Annotated in this window: 13 protein-coding genes and 1 tRNA gene; 9 read left to right on the top strand and 5 right to left on the bottom strand. The window is 66.5% G+C overall.

What is annotated here, in order from left to right; genetic code table 11:
- Positions 1–446: 446 nt before the first annotated feature.
- From HBE63_RS15625 to HBE63_RS15615, 3 genes are read left to right on the top strand one after another with little or no spacing between them, the layout of a single operon-like run.
- Positions 447–9,692: a type I polyketide synthase gene (locus HBE63_RS15625; RefSeq protein WP_166905546.1), complete on the top strand. Its 9,246-nt coding sequence runs from the start codon at positions 447–449 to the stop codon at positions 9,690–9,692.
- A 35-nt stretch (positions 9,693–9,727) separates the two neighbouring features.
- Entirely contained in the window at positions 9,728–10,120 is a 393-nt protein-coding gene (locus tag HBE63_RS15620; RefSeq protein WP_044522422.1) for a holo-ACP synthase, read from the top strand.
- Positions 10,059–11,480 (top strand): dipeptidase, encoded by a 1,422-nt coding sequence (locus HBE63_RS15615; protein ID WP_166905545.1) that lies wholly within the window; start codon positions 10,059–10,061, stop codon positions 11,478–11,480. The genes HBE63_RS15620 and HBE63_RS15615 overlap by 62 nt, the downstream gene beginning before the upstream one ends.
- On the opposite strand, the gene bcp is transcribed toward HBE63_RS15615, so the two are convergent.
- The gene (gene bcp / locus HBE63_RS15610; protein ID WP_166905544.1) at positions 11,477–11,950 is read right to left on the bottom strand and encodes a thioredoxin-dependent thiol peroxidase; all 474 of its coding nucleotides are present in this window, start codon (positions 11,948–11,950) and stop codon (positions 11,477–11,479) included. The two genes, HBE63_RS15615 and bcp, sit on opposite strands and share 4 nt — an antisense overlap.
- 106 nt (positions 11,951–12,056) lie before the next feature.
- Between bcp and HBE63_RS15605 the strand changes: the two genes are divergently transcribed.
- Together HBE63_RS15605 and HBE63_RS15600 are read left to right on the top strand one after the other, a co-directional pair.
- On the top strand, positions 12,057–12,284 hold the full coding sequence (locus HBE63_RS15605) for a DUF3618 domain-containing protein (protein WP_166905543.1): 228 nt from the start codon (positions 12,057–12,059) through the stop codon (positions 12,282–12,284).
- Positions 12,285–13,318: 1,034 nt separating this feature from the next.
- Entirely contained in the window at positions 13,319–13,498 is a 180-nt protein-coding gene (locus HBE63_RS15600; protein ID WP_166905542.1) for a hypothetical protein, read from the top strand.
- 68 nt (positions 13,499–13,566) lie between these two features.
- On the opposite strand, the gene HBE63_RS15595 is transcribed toward HBE63_RS15600, so the two are convergent.
- Positions 13,567–13,642, bottom strand: a tRNA-Lys gene (locus HBE63_RS15595).
- A gap of 145 nt (positions 13,643–13,787) precedes the next feature.
- On the opposite strand from HBE63_RS15595, the gene HBE63_RS15590 reads away from it, so the two are divergent.
- Positions 13,788–15,008 carry an Ig-like domain-containing protein gene (locus tag HBE63_RS15590; protein WP_166905541.1) on the top strand — a complete coding sequence of 407 codons (1,221 nt, stop codon included), beginning with the start codon at positions 13,788–13,790 and terminating at the stop codon, positions 15,006–15,008.
- Positions 15,009–15,103: 95 nt separating this feature from the next.
- On the top strand, positions 15,104–15,466 hold the full coding sequence (locus HBE63_RS15585; RefSeq protein ID WP_208301140.1) for a nuclear transport factor 2 family protein: 363 nt from the start codon (positions 15,104–15,106) through the stop codon (positions 15,464–15,466).
- 3 nt (positions 15,467–15,469) lie between these two features.
- Here HBE63_RS15585 and HBE63_RS15580 read toward each other — a convergent pair whose 3' ends face one another.
- Both HBE63_RS15580 and HBE63_RS15575 read right to left on the bottom strand, forming a co-directional pair.
- On the bottom strand, positions 15,470–15,955 hold the full coding sequence (locus HBE63_RS15580) for an ATPase (RefSeq protein ID WP_166905540.1): 486 nt from the start codon (positions 15,953–15,955) through the stop codon (positions 15,470–15,472).
- Positions 15,952–16,638, bottom strand: coding sequence for a DUF899 family protein (locus HBE63_RS15575; RefSeq protein ID WP_166905539.1), 687 nt, complete (start codon positions 16,636–16,638; stop codon positions 15,952–15,954). Before HBE63_RS15575 ends, HBE63_RS15580 begins: the two co-directional genes overlap by 4 nt.
- A 141-nt stretch (positions 16,639–16,779) precedes the next feature.
- Between HBE63_RS15575 and HBE63_RS15570 the strand changes: the two genes are divergently transcribed.
- Both HBE63_RS15570 and HBE63_RS15565 read left to right on the top strand, forming a co-directional pair.
- Positions 16,780–17,550 (top strand): SDR family oxidoreductase, encoded by a 771-nt coding sequence (locus HBE63_RS15570; RefSeq protein ID WP_166905538.1) that lies wholly within the window; start codon positions 16,780–16,782, stop codon positions 17,548–17,550.
- Between the two features lie 338 nt (positions 17,551–17,888).
- Entirely contained in the window at positions 17,889–19,373 is a 1,485-nt protein-coding gene (locus tag HBE63_RS15565) for a PPE domain-containing protein (protein WP_166905537.1), read from the top strand.
- Between the two features lie 56 nt (positions 19,374–19,429).
- Here the strand turns inward: HBE63_RS15565 and HBE63_RS15560 are convergent, their stop codons facing one another.
- Positions 19,430–19,912, bottom strand: coding sequence for a MarR family winged helix-turn-helix transcriptional regulator (locus HBE63_RS15560; RefSeq protein ID WP_166905536.1), 483 nt, complete (start codon positions 19,910–19,912; stop codon positions 19,430–19,432).
- Positions 19,913–19,921: the final 9 nt, after the last annotated feature.

The raw sequence follows: 19,921 nt of genomic DNA, 5'->3' as shown, positions 1-19,921 counted from the left end.
TTCACAGTCTGTTGGCGGCCTCGGATCTGGCCGAAAATTTAGATAACGATTCGATAACAATACTGCCTTGATCTGCGCAGTTATCCCTACTCGACCGTAACCACCTGCATGCAGGACGTTTGTCCCGAATAGCTTTGGGCGCCGCTCGGCGCGGCGTTACGTTACCGCCGGTTACCCATGCGTAGAACTCGCCAGTAACCAATCTGGGCGGAAAGAACCCACTGCCTCTTATGACACTCTTAGTACGGCAGGAATGTGAGTGACACCGTCCGGAGGGCTCCGGCGGCACCGCGTTCCTCACCTGATTCGACGTTGAATCGCCGTTGGCTTGTCGCCGGGCAGCTGCACCGCCCCAGACATGCAGACAGATACCTAAGACCGCACGCGACAGCCACACGCGACACCATTCACCGCAGAACCGCAGCAGCACCGAGGAGATAGCGCCAGTGACGATCTATGAACACGACCGGGTGTCCGCCGGTCGCAACGACGACTCAGGATCCGACAATCGGCAGGCTGACTCCACCCACGCCCTCGTCGATCGGCTGAGCGCCGGTGAGCCCTACGCAGTCGCCTTTGGCGGCCAGGGCAGCGCCTGGCTGGAGACTCTCGAGGAGTTGGTGTCCTCGGCCGGTATCGAGGCCGAACTGGCGACCCTGGCCGGTGAGGCCGAGCTGCTGCTCGAGCCGGTCGCCGCCGAGCTCGTCGTGGTCCGGCCCATCGGGTTCGAGCCCCTGCAGTGGGTCCGCGCTCTGGCTGCCGAGGAGCCGGTGCCGTCCGACAAGCAGCTGACCTCCGCCGCTGTTTCGGTCCCGGGCGTCCTGCTCACCCAGATCGCCGCGGTGCGGGCACTGGCCCGCCAGGGCATGGACCTGGCTGCGACCCCGCCGGTGGCCGTCGCCGGACATTCCCAGGGCGTACTGGGCGTCGAGGCTCTGGCCGCCAAGGGTGCCAAGGACGTGCAGTTGCTGGCGCTGGCGCAGCTGATCGGCGCAGCGGGCACCCTGGTCGCCCGTCGTCGCGGGATCACCGTGCTCGGCGACCGTCCACCGATGGTGTCGGTGACCAATGCCGAGCCCGAGCGCATCTACGAGCTGCTCGAAGAGTTCAGCCAGGACGTGCGCACCGTGCTGCCCCCGGTGCTGTCCATCCGCAACGGCCGGCGCTCTGTTGTGATCACCGGCACACCTGAGCAGCTGTCGCGGTTCGAGCTGTACTGCAACCAGATCGCTGAGAAGGAAGAGGCCGAGCGCAAGAGCAAAGTCCGCGGCGGTGCGGTCTTCGCCCCGGTCTTCGACCCGGTGCAGGTCGAGGTCGGTTTCCACACGCCGCGCCTGGCCGACGGCGTCGACATCGTCGCCCGCTGGGCCGAGGCCGTCGGCATCGACGTCGAGCTGGCCCGCGAGATGACCGAGGCCATCCTCGTCAGCCAGGTGGACTGGGTCGACGAGATCACCGAGCTGCACGAGGCCGGCGCCCGCTGGATCCTGGACCTCGGCCCCGGCGACATCCTGACCCGCCTGACCGCCCCGGTGGTCCGCGGACTCGGCATCGGAATCGTGCCCGCCGCAACCCGCGGTGGCCAGCGCAACCTGTTCACCATCGGCGCGGTGCCCGAGGTGGCCCGTCCGTGGTCCAGCTACGCCCCGACGGTCGTCAGCCTGCCCGACGGATCGGTCAAGCTCTCGACCAAGTTCACCCGGCTCACCGGACGTTCACCGATTCTGCTGGCCGGTATGACCCCCACCACAGTGGACGCCAAGATCGTCGCGGCCGCAGCAAACGCCGGCCACTGGGCCGAACTCGCCGGTGGCGGACAGGTCACCGAGCCGATCTTCAACGATCGCATCGCCGAGTTGGGTGAGCTGCTGGAGCCCGGCCGGGCCATCCAGTTCAACTCGCTGTTCCTCGATCCCTACCTGTGGAAGCTGCAGGTCGGCGGCAAGCGGCTGGTGCAGCGCGCCCGTCAGTCCGGTGCTCCCATCGACGGTCTGGTGGTCACTGCGGGCATCCCTGATCTCGAAGAGGCCGTCGAGTTGATCGGCGAACTCAATGACCTCGGCATCAGCCACGTGGTCTTCAAGCCGGGCACCGTCGAGCAGATCCGCTCGGTGATCCGGATCGCCGCGGAGGTGCCCACCAAGCCCGTCATCGCCCACATCGAGGGCGGTCGCGCCGGTGGCCACCATTCGTGGGAAGACCTCGACGACCTGTTGCTGGCCACCTACTCCGAGCTGCGCAGCCGATCCAACATCACCATCTGCGTCGGCGGCGGCATCGGTACCCCGGAGCGGTCCACCGAGTACCTGTCGGGCCGCTGGTCGGCCGCACACGGTTACCCGCTGATGCCGGTCGACGGCATCCTGGTCGGCACCGCTGCCATGGCCACGCTTGAGGCAACCACGTCACCCGCGGTCAAGCAGCTGCTGGTGGACACCAAGGGCACCGATACCTGGGTGGGTGCGGGCAAGGCCGTCAACGGCATGGCCTCCGGACGCAGCCAGCTCGGCGCCGACATCCACGAGATCGACAACACCGCATCGCGCTGCGGCCGGCTGCTCGACGAGGTTGCCGGTGACGCCGACGCGGTGGCAGCCCGCCGCGACGAGATCATCGCCGCGATGGCCAACACGGCCAAGCCGTACTTCGGCGATGTCGCCGAGATGACCTACCTGCAGTGGCTGCGGCGCTACGTCGAGCTGTCCATCGGTGACGGCAACAGCACCGCCGATTCCAGGCGCGGGGACTCGCCGTGGCTGGACATCACCTGGCGCGACCGCTTCGAGCAGATGCTCAAGCGTGCCGAAGCACGTTTGCACGCACAGGATTTCGGACCGATCGAGACGCTGTTCGACGCTGCCGGTGACGGCGAGGCGCTGCTGGAAGATCCCAAGGCCGCGCTGACCGCACTGGTCTCGGCCTACCCGGATGTCGCCTCCGTGCAGCTGCACCCGGCCGATGTGCCGTTCTTCATCGAGCTGTGCAAGACGCTGGGCAAGCCGGTCAACTTCGTTCCCGTGATCGACAAGGATGTGCGCCGGTGGTGGCGCAGCGATTCGCTGTGGCAGGCCCACGATGCGCGCTACACCGCCGATCAGGTGTGCGTCATCCCCGGCACCGAGGCCGTCGCCGGCATCACCCGGGTCGACGAGCCCGTCGGTGAGCTCCTGGACCGCTTCGAACAGGCCGCTGTCGATCAGGTCCTGGCTGCTGGTGCCCAGCCGCAGGCTGTGCTGTCGCGCCGTCACGGCCGTGACGATGTCACCGGCCCGCTGGCCGTGCTGCTCGACGCCCCCGACGTGCTGTGGGCAGGCCGCACCTCGGTCAACCCCGTGCATCGGATTGCGCCGGCCTCGGAGTGGCAGGTGAACGAAAACCGTTCCGCCACAAACCCGTCCACGGGTGCCCGGCTCGAGGTTGCCGACGATCGGCACGTGGTGCTGTCGGTGCCGCTGTCGGGAACCTGGATCGAGATCCGGTTCACCCTGACCGACGCCATCCGCAGCGGCGGCGCACCGGTCGTCGAGGTCGCCGACGCCGCGACCGCCATGCGTTCGGTGCTCGCAATCGCGGCGGGTGTTGATGGACCCGACGCCCTCCCGCCGGTTGTCGATGGGACCGCCACGGTCAGCGTCGTGTGGAACCCCGAGCAGGTTGCCGACCACACCGGCGTCACCGCCACCTTCGGTGCCCCGCTGGCGCCGACGCTCACCGTCGTCCCCGACGCCCTGGTCGGCCGGTGCTGGCCCGCGGTGTTCGCCGCGATCGGTTCCGCGGCCACTGACTCCGGATTCCCGGTCGTCGAGGGTCTGCTGAGCCTGGTGCACCTGGACCACGCCGCTCACCTGTTGGCGGCGTTGCCGACCGAGCTGGCCGAATTGACCGTCACTGCAACGGCTTCGGCCGCGCATGACACCGAAGTTGGCCGTGTTGTGCCGGTTTCGGTAGTTGTACGCAGCGCAGACGGAACCGAGCTGGCCAAGCTCGAGGAGCGGTTCGCGATCCGCGGCCGCACCGGTGGGGCCGAGTTGACCGACCCGGTCCGGGCCGGCGGCGCGATCTCGGACAACGCCACCGACACCCCGCGCCGTCGCCGCCGCGACGTCACGATCGGTGCGCCCGTGGACATGCGGCCGTTCGCCGTGGTGTCCGGTGACCACAACCCGATCCACACCGACCGGGCCGCCGCGCTGCTGGCCGGTCTGGAATCGCCCATCGTGCACGGCATGTGGCTGTCGGCCGCGGCCCAGCACGTCGTGACCGCCACCGACGGCAAGCCGATTCCGCCGGCCAAACTGGTCGGCTGGACCGCTCGCTTCCTGGGCATGGTCAAGCCGGGCGACGAGGTCGATTTCCGGGTCGACCGGGTCGGAATCGACGTCGGCGCAGAGGTTGTCGAGGTTCAGGCCCGCATCGGTTCCGAGCTGGTGATGGCCGCGACCGCGCGCCTGGCCGCACCCAAGACCGTCTACGCGTTCCCCGGCCAGGGCATCCAGTCCAAGGGCATGGGCATGGAGGTCCGGGCCCGGTCCAAGGCCGCACGCAAGGTGTGGGACAAGGCCGACAAGTTCACCCGCGAGACGCTGGGCTTCTCGGTGCTGCACGTGGTCCGCGACAACCCGACGTCGCTGATTGCCTCCGGTGTGCACTACGAGCACCCCGAGGGCGTGCTGTACCTGACGCAGTTCACCCAGGTCGCCATGGCCACGACGGCTGCGGCCCAGGTTGCCGAGATGCGTGAACAGGGCGCGTTCGTCGAAGGTGCGATTGCCTGCGGTCACTCCGTCGGCGAATACACTGCGCTGGCGTGTGTTTCCGGCGTCATCGAGCTCGAAGGTCTGCTGGAAGCCGTGTTCCACCGCGGCTCGAAGATGCACGACATCGTGCCGCGTGATGAGCGGGGCCGGTCCAACTACCGGCTGGCCGCGATCCGGCCGTCGCAAATCGATCTCGCCGACGAGGATGTCGAGGACTTCGTCGCGCAAATTGCGGCGAACACCGGAGAATTCCTACAGATCGTGAACTTCAACCTGCGCGGATCGCAGTATGCGATCGCCGGCACCGTGCGCGGTCTGGAGGCGCTGGAGGAAGAGGTCGAGCGTCGTCGCGAGATCAGCGGTGGCAAGCGGTCGTTCATCCTGGTGCCTGGCATCGACGTGCCGTTCCACTCCAGCGTGCTGCGGGTGGGCGTGGACGATTTCCGGCGCAGCCTGGAACGCGTTCTGCCGCGCGACCGGGATCCAGAGCTGGTGGTCGGGCGCTACGTCCCGAACCTGGTGCCCCGGCCGTTCACATTGGACCGCGATTTCATTCAGGAGATCCGCGACCTGGTGCCGGCCGAGCCGCTCGACGAGATTCTCGCCGACTACGACACCTGGCGTAACGAGAAGCCAAGCGAGTTGATGCGCAAGGTCGTGATCGAGCTGCTGGCATGGCAGTTCGCGAGCCCCGTGCGTTGGATCGAGACCCAGGACCTGCTGTTCATCGAGGAGGCCGCGGGCGGACTCGGGGTGGAGCGGTTCGTCGAGATCGGCGTGAAGAACGCGCCGACGGTCGCCGGCCTGGCCACCAACACGCTCAAGCTGCCCGAATTCGCCCACAGCACCGTCGAGGTGCTCAACGCCGAGCGCGATGCCGCGGTGCTGTTCGCCAGCGACACCGATCCGGAGCCGGAGCCTGAGTTGGAGGAGGCTCCCACGGAGTCTTCCGCTGAAGCTGCTCCTGCCGCCGCGGCTGCACCGGCACCGGCGGCTGCACCGGCCGCCCCGTCGGGCGGTCCCCGCCCGGAGGACATCGGCTTCGACGCAGCCGATGCCACTGTCGGCCTCATCGCGTTGAGCGCCAAGATGCGTATCGACCAGATCGAGGGGCTGGACTCCATCGAGTCCATCACCGACGGTGCGTCCTCGCGCCGCAACCAACTGCTGGTTGACCTGGGTTCCGAGCTCAACCTGGGTGCCATCGACGGTGCCGCCGAGGCGGACCTGGGCGCGCTGAAGGGCCAGGTCAGCAAGCTGGCCCGTACCTACAAGCCGTTCGGACCGGTTCTCTCGGACGCCATCAACGATCAGCTGCGCACGGTGTTCGGTCCATCGGGCAAGCGTCCGGCCTACATCGCCGAGCGGGTCAGCAAGACCTGGGAGCTGGGTCCGGGCTGGGCCAAGCACGTCACCGTCGAGGTGGCACTGGGCACCCGTGAGGGCAGCAGCGTGCGCGGCGGCGACCTGGGTGCGCTGCACGCCGGTGCGCTGGCGACCGCGGCCGATGTGGACAAGGTGATCGATGCCGCGGTGGTCGCTGTCGGTGCCCGCCAGGGCGTTCCGGTGAGCCTGCCGTCGGCCGGTGGCGCCGGTGGTGGCGGCGTGGTGGATTCGGCCGCGCTGAACGAGTTCGCCGAGAAGGTCACCGGTCCCGACGGCGTGCTGGCCTCGGCCGCGCGCCTGGTGCTGGGCCAGCTCGGCCTGGATACGCCCGTGGGTGTCTCCGAAGCGTCGACCGACGCTGAGCTGATCGACCTGGTCACCACCGAACTCGGTTCGGACTGGCCGCGATTGGTGGCTCCGGCATTCGACGGCAAGAAGGCCGTCGTGTTCGACGACCGCTGGGCCAGTGCGCGTGAGGACCTGGTCAAGCTGTGGCTGGCCGACGAGGGCGAGATCGACGCCGACTGGCAGCGCCTGTCCGAGCGATTCGAAGGCGCCGGGCATGTCGTTGCCACGCAGGCGAATTGGTGGCAGGGCAAGGCTCTGGCCGCTGGGCGTACCATCCATGCATCGCTGTTCGGTCGCATCGCGGCCGGTGCGGAGAACCCTGGCAAGGGCCGCTACACCAATGAGGTCGCCGTGGTGACCGGTGCGTCGAAGGGCTCCATCGCCTCTTCGGTCGTCGGGCAGCTGCTCGACGGCGGTGCCACCGTCATCGCCACCACCTCGCGTCTGGACGACGACCGGCTCGCGTTCTACAAGAAGCTCTACCGCGAGAACGCCCGCTTCGGCGCCACCCTGTGGGTAGTCCCGGCCAACATGGCGTCCTACTCCGACATCGACAAGCTGGTCGAGTGGGTGGGTAGCGAGCAGATCGAAAGCCTTGGGCCGCAATCGATTCACCTCAAGGATGCGCAGACTCCGACGCTGCTGTTCCCGTTCGCCGCACCGCGCGTGGCCGGGGACCTCTCGGAGGCGGGTTCACGCTCCGAGATGGAGATGAAGGTGCTGCTGTGGGCCGTGCAGCGGCTCATCGGTGGGCTGTCGACGATCGGTGCCGAGCGTGACATCGCCTCGCGCCTGCACGTGGTGCTGCCGGGCTCGCCCAATCGCGGCATGTTCGGCGGCGACGGTGCGTACGGCGAATCCAAGTCGGCGCTCGATGCGTTGGTGAACCGCTGGAGTGCGGAAAGCTCGTGGGCCGAGCGGGTCAGCCTGGCGCACGCGTTGATCGGCTGGACCAAGGGCACCGGGCTGATGGGCCACAACGACGCCATCGTCAGCGCGGTCGAGGAGGCCGGCGTCACCACCTACAGCAGTGCGCAGATGGCAGCCATGCTACTGAACCTGTGCACGGTGGAGTCCAAGGTGGCCGCGGCCAACGCGCCGATCAAGGCCGACCTGACCGGCGGCCTGGGCGACATCAAGATCGACATGGCCGAGCTCGCCGCCAAGGCTCGCGAGGACATGTCAAGTGCCGCAGCCGAATCCGAAGAAGAAGAGGTTGGTGTCCTGGCGGCACTGCCGTCCCCCCCGCGCGGGCACAACCCGGCGCCCGCGCCGGAGTGGGCCGACCTCGACGTCGACCCGGCCGACCTGGTGGTCATCGTCGGTGGTGCCGAGCTCGGGCCGTACGGCTCGTCCCGCACGCGCTTCGAGATGGAGGTCTCCGGCGAGCTGTCGGCGGCCGGCGTGCTGGAACTGGCCTGGACCACCGGTCTGGTCAAGTGGGAAGACGATCCCAAGGCCGGTTGGTACGACGCCGAAACCGGTGAGCTGGTGCCCGAATCGGAGATCGTGGAGCGCTACCACGACGCCGTGGTTGAGCGCTGCGGTATTCGCGAGTTCGTTGATGACGGCGCGATCGATCCCGATCACGCCTCGCCGCTGCTGGTCAGCGTGTTCCTGGACAAGGACTTCAGCTTCGTCGTGTCCAGCGAGGCCGACGCCCGGGCGTTCGTGTCCTTCGACCCCGAGCACACTGTGGCTCGGCCGGTGCCGGATTCCGGTGACTGGCAGGTGATCCGCAAGGCGGGCACCGAGATTCGGGTTCCGCGCAAGACCAAGCTGTCGCGCACAGTCGGCGCCCAGATCCCCACCGGGTTCGACCCGACGGTGTGGGGCATCACCCCGGACATGGCCAACTCGATCGACCGGGTTGCGCTGTGGAACATCGTCGCCACCGTAGATGCGTTCCTGTCCTCGGGCTTCACCCCGACCGAACTGATGCGCTGGGTGCACCCGAGTCTGGTGGCCTCCACGCAGGGCACCGGCATGGGCGGCATGACCTCGATGCAGACCATGTACCACGGCAACCTGCTGGGTAAGTCCAAGCCGAACGACATCCTGCAGGAGGTGCTGCCGAACGTTGTTGCGGCACACGTCATGCAGTCCTATGTCGGCGGGTACGGCGCGATGGTCCACCCGGTCGGCGCCTGCGCCACAGCGGCCGTCTCGGTCGAGGAGGGTGTCGACAAGATCCGTCTCGGCAAGGCGGACCTGGTGGTGGCCGGCGGCTTCGACGACCTGACCCTGGAAGCCATCATCGGCTTCGGTGACATGGCGGCCACCGCCGACACCGAGATGATGCGGGCCAAGGGCATCAGCGACTCGAAGTTCTCGCGCGCCAACGACCGTCGTCGTCTCGGCTTCCTGGAAGCCCAGGGCGGTGGCACCATCCTGCTGGCCCGCGGTGACCTGGCTGTCAAGATGGGCCTGCCGGTGCTGGCCGTGGTCGGTTACGCGCAGAGCTTCGCCGACGGTGTGCACACCTCGATCCCGGCTCCCGGGCTCGGTGCTCTTGGCGCTGGGCGTGGCGGCAAGGACTCGCAGCTGGCCCGGTCGCTGGCCAAGCTGGGGGTGGGTGCCGACGACATCGCGGTGATCTCCAAGCACGACACCTCGACGCTGGCCAACGATCCCAACGAGACCGAGCTGCACGAGCGGCTGGCCGACTCGATGGGCCGTTCGTCCGGTGCTCCGTTGTTCATCGTCAGCCAGAAGACGCTGACCGGGCACGCCAAGGGCGGCGCGGCGGTGTTCCAGATGATGGGTCTGTGCCAGATCCTGCGCGACGGCGTCATCCCGCCGAACCGCAGCCTGGACTGCGTCGATGACGAGCTGGCCACCTCCGGCCACTTCGTCTGGGTGCGCGAGCCCCTCGACCTGCGCGGGAAATTCCCGCTCAAGGCCGGTCTGGTCACCAGCCTCGGGTTCGGTCACGTGTCGGGTCTGGTTGCCCTGGTGCACCCGGAGGCGTTCATCGCAGCGCTCGATCCGGCCGAGCGCGACGACTACCGCAAGCGGGCCGAGCAGCGCACGCTGGCCGGTCAGCGTCGGTTGGCCGGGGCGATCGCCGGCGGGCGGCCGATGTACGAGAAGCCTGCCGACCGCCGGTTCGACCACGATGCGCCCGAGAAGCGTCAGGAAGCAGCGATGTTGCTGAATGCGGACGCCCGCCTCGGTGACGACGATCTGTATGTGCGGTGAGTGCGTGCAGACAGAGGTGAGCTAGGTTCGCTTCCATGGCGATTGTGGGCGTAGGCATCGATCTGGTTTCCATACCTGATTTCGCCGAGCAGGTGGACCGGCCGGGAACCGTGTTCGCCGAGACGTTCACGCCGGGTGAGCGCCGGGACGCCGCGGACAAGAGTTCGTCGGCGGCCCGGCACCTGGCGGCCCGGTGGGCGGCCAAGGAAGCCGTGATCAAGGCCTGGTCGAGCTCGCGGTTCTCCAAGCGGCCGGCCCTGCCGGAGGGCATCCACCGCGACATCGAGGTGGTCACCGACATGTGGGGTCGGCCCAAGGTGCGGCTGTCCGGTGAGATCGCCAAGCACCTTGAGAGCGTGACCATTCATGTCTCGCTCACCCACGAGGCCGACACCGCCGCCGCGGTGGCGATCATCGAGGAGCCCTAGCTCTCTCGACGGTGCGGCTAGTGTCGTCACCATGAGTGACGTGGTGGCGCGGGTGCAGCAGGTGTTGCCGTCGGTGCGGTCGGATCTGGAGGATCTGGTCCGTATCCAATCGGTGTGGGCCGACCCGGCGCGCCGGGACGAAGTGCACCGCAGCGCCGAGGCGGTCGCAAAGCTGTTGTCCGACGCAGGTTTTCCCGACGTTCGCATCGTCAGCGAGGGTGGTGCGCCCGCCGTCATCGCGCACTACCCGCCACCCGCGGGGGCGCCGACGGTGCTGCTGTACGCACACCACGACGTGCAACCCGAAGGGGACCCGGCTCAGTGGAACTCCGCGCCGTTCGAGCCGACCGAGCGTGACGGCCGGCTCTATGGCCGGGGCACCGCCGACGACAAGGCCGGTATCGCAACACATCTGGCCGCGATACGCGCCTTCGACGGCAAGCCGCCGGTAGGTGTGACGGTTTTCGTCGAGGGCGAGGAGGAATCCGGATCGCCCTCATTGGGCGCCCTGCTCGGTGCCCACCATGACGCGCTGGCGGCCGACGTCATCGTCATCGCCGACTCCGACAACTGGAGCACCGAGATCCCGGCGTTGACCGTGACCCTGCGTGGCCTGGCCGATTGTGTGGTCGAAGTGGCCACCCTGGACCACGGCCTGCACTCGGGCCTGTGGGGCGGGGTGGTGCCGGACGCGTTGAGCGTGTTGGTGCGGTTGCTGGCCAGCCTGCACGACGACGACGGCAACGTCGCGGTGACCGGTTTGCACGAAGCGACGGCGGCCGACGTGGACCGCGGCGCGCACTGGGTCCGCCAGGAATCCGGTCTGTTGGACGGCGTGTCCGAAATCGGCTCCGGCTCAGTGGTGCAACGCATGTGGGCGAAGCCCGCCATCACCGTCATCGGCATCGACACCACACCCATCGACAAGTCGTCGAACACCCTGATCCCGCGTGCCCGCGCCAAGATCAGCATGCGGGTCGCGCCCGGCGGCGACGCTCACGCGCATCTGGAGGCGTTGACCCGTCACCTCGAAGCCCATGCGCCCTGGGGCGCCCAGGTCACTGTCACCCCGGGCGACGTTGGTCAGCCCTACGCGATCGACGCCTCGGGGGCGGTGTACGACGCGGCTCGTTCCGCGTTCCGCACCGCCTGGGGTACCGATCCGGTGGACATGGGCATGGGCGGCTCGATCCCGTTCATCGCCGAATTCGCCGACGCCTTCCCGGCCGCGACGATTCTGGTGACCGGTGTAGAGGACCCCGGCACGCAGGCGCACAGCGTGAACGAAAGCCTGCACCTGGGCGTGCTGCAGAAAGCGGCGACGGCCGAGGCGCTCCTGCTCGAAGCGCTGGCCCGTTAGACCGAGAGGTCGCGGCGCAACTTGGCGACGTGACCGGTGGCCCGCACGTTGTACTGCGCGACGGCGATCTTGCCCAACTCGTCGACCAGGAAGGTGGAGCGGATCACGCCCTGAACGGTCTTGCCGTACATGGTCTTTTCGCCGAAGGCACCCCAGGCTGTCAGTACCTCGCGGGAGGGATCGGACAGCAACGGGAAGGTGAGCTCCTCCTTGTCGCGGAACTTGGCCAGCTTCTCCGGCTTGTCGGGGGAGATGCCCACGACGTCCAGGCCGGCGCCATTGAGTTCGGCGAGGCTGTCACGGAAATCGCACGCCTGCTTGGTGCATCCGGGCGTGGATGCGGCGGGGTAGAAGTACACGATGACCTTGCGGCCCTTGTAGTCGGAGAGTTTGACGACGTTGCCGTCGGCGTCGGGCAGGCTGAAAGCCGGGGCGGTGTCTCCCACCTCGAGGCGCGGGGTTGCCGGCATGTGTTAGGTATCCCTTCTTGTCGACCGGTTCCGTTGTCACGGTGCCGGCTGATCTAGGGTAGTGCGGCAGGGCAGCACGACATGGAGCGGCTTGGAGGAGCAAACAATGGCGAACCGGGACCCGGAGAACATCAAGCGGGACATCGATCAGGCTCGCGATCAGCTGGCGGTGACTGTCGACTCCCTGGCCGAGCGGGCCAACCCCCAGCGTCTGGCCGACGATTTCAAGTCGGCGGTGGTCGGCTTTATCAAGAAGCCTGTGGTGACGGCGTCATTGGCCGGTGCAGGAGTACTGGTTGTGTTCGTCGTCGTGCGACGGATCAAGCGGCGCTGAGTCGATTCGCAGGGCGCCGTGGATGCCCTGCGGTGATTCGCCGCTCAGCGGCTGTGCCTGGATACGCCGCTCAGCGGCGGCGGAACAGGAGCCAGTCCGCCAACGAGAAACTCGGGGGATTGGCGACGCGACCCAGTCGGTTGCAGGTGTACACCATCACAGGCTGGTTCGCAGCAACAAATGCGGCGGTTGATGCGGCTGCGGGAGCGGCGCCACCTGTGGTAGCCATCAGCTAACACCCCTCATCTTGGCGCAATCGCCACACGGTCCCGGATCGTAATAAATCAGCTAACTTGACATTAACACGGTTTCTGCCGTCTGACCAGCGGAAGCGCTGAAGCTGGATTCTATTCAGTAACTTACGACTACGTCAACAATTTGACCCTGTCATGACTAGTCGTGTTACGTCACGGTTATCAGCACATTATCGACGTATGTTGTCGACGGGATTCTCGCAGTTTCCCGGACCGCTCACCGCAAATTCGATGGGTGCCCGTGGTGGTGGATGAAAGTGGCCACGTAGCGTCGGGCGAAATTGACGCGATTCGCTGAAAAGTTTGCTGGCGTGTTGGCGTCGCGCGGCGCGCCGTCGGCTCCTCTGCCCTGATCCACGCTGATTTCGTGGGAAAAACGATTGGCAAACATGTCTCTGTCTGGCAGTCGCCCGTGCCCTGCGCAACTCGGCGTCGAATGTGAGCGGTAGCTGAAATCTGCTGCATAGCAGGGCGGGAACGGCCCTTTCTCGTCGAACCGGTTGCTAGTGCATAGGTGTCCAGCTAAGGTCGACGTCGTGTCGTGATTGGGGAGGCGGGCTTGGGTCTAGATCCCGACCGCAACATGGAACGATCGCGTGACAAGGGGGTATTGCGTTGCAGCTAACTTATTTTCCGTTTGCCAGGATCGCTGCATGGGCTATCGCCGGTAGAGCGAATCCCGACGAACTCATCGTCGGGATTCGCTGACAACACCCGATGGCTCATGTCGAACCTCCTATGGCGATGTGGGCCGTGGTCACACCGACTGGAGGTAGCCGTATGGCGTATGTGAGTGATGAAACCCTGGGCGATCTACGCAGGGAGCTCGACCGATTCAAGAGCGAACAACACCGGGATCACGGCTATGCCGCCGCGCATCTGGCCGGTGCCGTAGAGATGTTGTTGGAAGAGGCGGAATCCAGCATCGGTGACAGACTGGCCGAACGGTACCGAGCCTGATAGGTGCACGGTCCCAGTAACTCTGAAACCCTGAAACGCAAAAACCCTGCCGAGGCAGGGTTTTTGGTTGGTGCGCCGTCAGGGTTTCGAACCCCGGACCCGCTGATTAAGAGTCAGCTGCTCTACCAACTGAGCTAACGGCGCGCGTGAGAGACAATAACAGGAGTTTCACTCAACAGTGAAATCCGCTGGTGATGGGCCTGGGGCCACGTTGAGGTCGGCCCGATCCCGGCGGAACACTTAGACTATTGCCAAGATTTGCTATCGACCGTGTGAGGGGTGGGACAACATGGGGCAGGCCCAGACGGCGACCCGTCCAAATCGGGGTGTGTTCCGGCGAGCGGTGGTTGCCATGGTGCCGGCGATGATGTTGGGCCTGACGGCGTGCGGGGGCGAAGACCCACAGGGGACGCCGCCGGTGATCACCGACAAGGGCACTCCTTACGGCGATTTGTTGGTGCCCAGGGTGAACGCCTCGGTGACCGATGGCGCCGTCGGGGTAACCGTCGACGCGCCGGTCACGGTGAGCGCTGAGAACGGTGTGCTCGGTGGGGTCAGCATGACCAATGAAGAGGGTGCCGGCGTCGCAGGGAAGTTGAGTGCTGACGGGTTGACGTGGTCGACCACCGACCCGCTCGACTACAACGAGCAGTACACCCTCAACGCGCAGTCGCTGGGACTCGGTGGCGTCGCCAACCGCAGGCTGCGGTTCGAGACGCACTCGCCGGCCAACCTGACGATGCCTTACCTCCTGCCGAACGACGGGGAAGTGGTCGGGGTGGGTCAGCCGGTGGCAATCCGCTTCGACGAGAACATCTCCGACCGCCTGGCCGCCCAGCGTGCCATCACCGTCAAGACCAATCCGCCGGTCGAGGGTGCGTTCTACTGGCTCAACAACCGCGAAGTGCGCTGGCGCCCAGCCAAATACTGGAAGCCCGGCACCTCGGTGGACGTGACCGTCAACACCTATGGCGTCGCGTTGGGTGACGGATTGTTCGGCCAGGGCGACGTGTCCACCCACTTCACGATCGGCGACGAGGTGATCGCCTCTGCCGATGACACCACCAAGACTCTGACCATTCGGCGTAACGGCGAGGTCGTCAAGGCCATGCCGATCTCCATGGGTAAGAACAGTTCTCCGACCAACAACGGGGTTTACATCGTCGGCGACCGCTTCGACCATCTGGTGATGGATTCGTCGACCTACGGGGTGCCGGTCAACTCGCCCAACGGCTATCGCACCGAAGTCGACTTCGCGACCCAGATGTCCTACAGCGGTATCTATGTGCACGGCGCCCCGTGGTCGGTCGGCAGCCAGGGTTACAGCAATGTCAGCCACGGATGCCTGAATGTCAGTACGTCCAACGCCCGCTGGTTCTACGAGAACACCAAACGGGGCGACATCGTGGAGGTCGTCAACACGGTGGGCTCGGTATTGCCGGGCACCGAGGGCCTGGGGGACTGGAACATCCCATGGGATCAGTGGCGCACCGGCAACGCCGCCACCTGACTCCTGCCCCGGTTACCCCAGCGGTAATCGACACATCGTCTCGTAGCGGTGAATCTGGTTATGTCCCAGTTCAATACCGTGAAAGAGGTTCAGACATGGTCGATGTTGCCGATACCGTCTCCGCATACCTGAAGACCTGGAATGCCGTCCCCGCCGCCGATCGACAGGCCTTGCTCGAGCAGCACTGGACGCGTGGGGCCAGCTACACCGACCCCCTCGCCGAGGTGAGCGGTCACGACGAGATCTCCGGGGCGATCGCGGCCGTCCACACTCAGTTCCCGGGATATGTGTTCACGCTCGTCAGCGAGCCTGATGTGCATCACCGCCAGGCGCGGTTCCAGTGGGGTCTGGGCCTGCGGGACGCCGAACCGGTGATCCTCGGATTCGATGTACTGACCACCGACGATCAAGGCCGCATCCAGACCGTGCTGGGGTTCCTGGACCGGGTCCCGGCCTGACCGCTACCTCACCGAACGGTCCAGAGCGGCAAGCGATTCGGCGATGAAGTCGGTGCCGAACGGTGGCATCCCGCCGATCTGGTCGCGGAAGCTCTGCGGGGTGTCGGTCCAGTCGTAGGTGATAGTGACGTCGGTCTGCTCGCCGTTGGGGGCCAGGTCGTAGCGCCACGACCAACCGCCCGGGGCATGGTGGCCGTCTTTGTCCAGCTGACCGGGCAACCATTCGATGGTGCGGTCTTGGTCGAAGTCGGTCACCAGGTTGTGCATGACGTAGTGGCCGCCGGCGGCCGGCAGGAACATGTTGATCGCGAAGATCTGGCCGGTCCCGGTGATCGGCTGGGGATCGATCGCGTCGCGCACCCAGTCGCCGGGCTCGGTGTCGCAGTGGCGGGCCGGGTCGGCCAGGACGGCGAACACCTCCGCCGGGGAGGCTGAGATGGTGCGGGTGACGACGTAGCGCTCCTTGTCGACCGTGCTCTGCTCACTCATGCGTTTTCCTTTCCATACAGGCGGGCGACGTCCGGGCTGTCCAGCCAGCCCGAGTATGTCGGCCGTGACGGCCACCCCTCGGGGGAATCGAGCCACTGCTCCTGCCGCCCGTAGGGCAACAGGTCGATGAGGGCGAAGGAGTGGCTGAGTTGTTCGGTGCCACGGCCATTGGTGTGCCAGGTGCGGTACACGGTTTCGCCGTCCCGCAGAAATACGTTGACCGCGAAACCGCCGCTCGGGGCGGCGTCGACGTCGGTGCCGAATGAACTCTCCGACGACGAGTACCACTCCATGCGGTTGCCGACCTTGTCGCGGTAGGCCAGCGCGTCTTCGATCGGACCGTTGGTGACGATGACGAAGCGGGCGTCATAGTTGTCGAGGAAGTCGAGTCGGGTGAACTGCGAGGTGAAGCCCGTGCAGCCGCCGCACTGCCAGTCCGCGCCGTCGGTCCACATGTGGTGGTAGGTGATCAATTGTGAGTGCCCGTCGAATACGCCGGTCAGCTGCACCGGCCCGTCGGCACCAATGAGCGTGTACTCCGGCAACTGCACCATCGGTAGCCGCCGTCGTGCCGCAGCGATCGCGTCCAGTTCCCGGGTGGCGGCCTTCTCCCGGCGCCGCAATTCGTCGAGCGCGGTGCGCCAGGCCTGCTGGTCGACTATCGGAGGTTTTCCTGTCGTCATGAAGGGCTCCTGATTGCTGTTCGGAGAATCTCGTTCTCTTAAGTGGACCCACCGCGCGGCCAGAACTCATCGCACGCGGTAATGTCCGACGAGCGAAGGGTGACCTAACACCTTGAGATGAACCATGGAGGTTGATCCAGCATGAGCGGTCAGCGAGCCGATGCAGCCGGGCTGCGTCTCCTCGTCGTCGGTGCCTCGTCGGGTATCGGCCACGCTGTAGCGGTCAGTGCCACCGAACGCGGCGCCAAGGTCGCCGTGGCCGCGCGACGTATCGACCTGCTGAATTCCCTGGCAGAGGCCATCGATGGCTTCGCTTACGAACTTGACGTCGAGGATTCCGCGGCCATCAGCCGCGTGGTCAACGACGCAGCGGACGCGCTGGGCGGCCTGGACGCCGTGGTGTTCACCAGCACGGTGATCCCGTTCGCCTACATCGAGGACACCGACGTGGCCACCTGGTTGCACGCGTTCAGCGTCAACACCTTGGGCGCCAACAACGTGCTGCGTGCGGCGACACCGCGGCTGTCCGAGAACGGTGTCGTGCTGGTCGCCTCCAGCTATGACGTGGGCCGTCCGCGGGCCGGTGTGGCGGCCTACAGCTCGAGCAAGGCCGCTCTCGATGAAATCCTGAACTCCTGGCGCATCGAGCATCCCGAGCTGTCGCTGATACGGGTGGGCGTCGGCCCCACCGACGACACTGAGATCCTGCGCGGTGCGGACCGCGACCTGCTGGGCCAATTGGTCAAGACGTGGGTGGCGCAGGGCGCTCTGCCGGCCCGGATGTCGGCCCTGCGCGACGTCGCCAACACCCTGGTGTCACTGGTGACCACCGCCTACGAGAACCCGACCGTGGTACCCGAGATCGTGCAACTGGCACCGCGGATTCGGCCGCGGGCCGACGCGGCGGAATAGTCCGCAATTCAATCCCGCGGCCGATGACTGCGGTCGCTGGGATACCTGCACGGTCGTGACGGCCGTTCGGTCACAAGGTCTTTGACCCCATCTGTTGTGCCGAGTTGCGCGCGCATCCGACGCATGACGTCCGAGATCAAACGTCGGCGTGGACTGTCAGTGGATTGACCGCTGCTGCGCCATGTCACATGGACCTCGGCCGGCGCTGTGGCCACCTTGCAGAACCTGAAGCTGCTTCCGGCCGGCTTTTCTATGAGTTTCGATGGATTTATTGATAATGACAATCGTATTCAATAACTTGGACGCTTCGGGTAGACGGTCTACAAGGAGGGTTTCTCATGGCCGTATGGATGGCCTCGCCGCCGGAGGTGCATTCTGCATCGCTGACCGGCGGCCCAGGTCAGGGTCCGATGCTGGCAGCCGCCGGCGCGTGGTCCTTGTTGAGCGTCGAATATGCAACGGTGGCAACAGAACTCGCGGCAGTATTGGGTGCGGTACAAGCCGGGGCGTGGCAAGGTCCGAGTGCGGAACAGTACGTCGCCGCACATTTTCCCTACCTGGCGTGGTTGCGCCAGGCCAGCACCGACACTGCGGCGATCGCCGTTCGGCACGAAACCGCCGCCGCCGCGTATGCCAGTGCATTGGCGGTGATGCCCACCCTGGCCGAGCTGGCCGCCAACCATGCACGGCAGGCGGTGCTGGTGTCCACCAACTTCTTTGGAATCAACACCATTCCGATCGCGCTGACCGAGGCCGACTACGTGCGGATGTGGATCCTGGCGGCCACCACGATGACGGTCTATCAAGGAGTGTCCGAGGCGGCGGTGGCATCCAGCCCGCCCACACCCGTGCCGCCGCGGATCCTGCACGACGACCACGATCACGAGCACGACCACGATCATGACGATGACCATGATCATGACCATGACGACGACCATGGCCACGGAGACCTGAGCCCACTCGACCCGCGGTGGTGGCTGGAAGTCGGTCAAGAGCAGCTGGAGAACATTCACCTACTGATCGACAACCTGCTGAATGACCCCGCTGCCCTGCTGACCAATTTACCGATGGTGTTGGCCGACATGGCTTTCCATGCGGCCCAGTTGCTGCAGGTTGTTGTCCAATTGTCCCCGGCCCTGATTCAGCCGGCGCTGAGCGTCGTGATTACGAACCTGGGATGGGCGATCACCGGCCTGGCCGCAATCCAGCCGCCCGCATCCGGTGTCGCGGAGATTCCGGCCGGCGCCGACTCTGGCACCTGGCCGGCCGCCGGGAGCACGCCGACGGCTCCGAGCAGCTCACCGGCTCCGACGGCGCCCTCGGCTCCGGCGGGCCCTTCGGCAGGGGCGTCGGCGTCCGCAACGGCCGCCTCCGGGCCGGCACCTTCGGCTGCCCCGGGCGGTGGGCCGGGCTTCTTCCCGCCCTACCTGATCGGCGCGCCGGGCGTCGGCGTCCCAGCCGCAGCACGGTCCACCGCCGCGGCCGGCGCCAAGAAGAAAGCGTCCGAGCCTGGTGCTGCCGCAGCCGCAGCCGGGGGGGCGGCCCGCGAGGCGCGGGCCCGCCGACGTCGACGAGCCGGGATGCGGGACCGCGGCCATGGCAACGAGTACATGGATATCGAAGCTGACCCGCAGCCAGGTGCCGCACCGGAGGCGCCGCCGACGGCGTCGGATCGCGGGGCGGGGCCACTGGGCTTTTCCGGCGTGCGGGACAAGCCGGATGCGACGACGACGGGATTGACGACGTTGGCCGGCGCCGGGTTTGATGCTGGCTCGGCGGTGCCGCTGTTGCCGTCTACCTGGGATCCGGGCCACGAGGACTGAGTGAGGGGCGCCTCGCCAGGTCCGGGCTGAGCTGAAATCCTCACGGCTGCTGAAGGTTACGAGGGGTCGTCTTCGGCGGGGGAGTCGGCGTCTTTGGCCAGGTGGCTCAGGACTCGTTCGTTGAGGGCCGCGAGCATGTCGAGCTCAGCCGGGGTGAGCAGGTCGATGAAGTTCCGGCGGACATCCGCCACGTGCCTGGGGGCCGCCTTCTCGATGGCGGCGCGGCCGGCCGGCAGCAGGCAGACCATGGTGCTGCGGGCGTCGTCGGGGTTGGGCTCGCGGCAGATCAGCCCATCGGTTTGCATGCGCCGGACCTGGTGGGAGACACGGCTTTTCTCCCAGCCCAGTGCGTTGCACAGAGCGTGGGCGGGCATGCGGTCCCCGTCGTGACCTGAGAGCGCCGCCAGGACCTCGTAGTCGGCCCCGGACAGGCCCGATTTCTGCAGGCCCCGGTTCAACTGCGCGACGAGCTGATGATGTGCGTGCATGAAGGCCCGCCAGGCGCGGTCTTCCCGAGGGTTCAGCCAGTTGGGTTCCATCAACCTCCA

This window comes from Mycobacterium sp. DL440, from assembly GCF_011745145.1.
Classification (GTDB): Bacteria; Actinomycetota; Actinomycetes; order Mycobacteriales; family Mycobacteriaceae; genus Mycobacterium.
The sequence above is the reverse complement of the archived record's forward strand: the minus strand, read 5'-3'. Positions and strand labels throughout refer to the sequence as shown.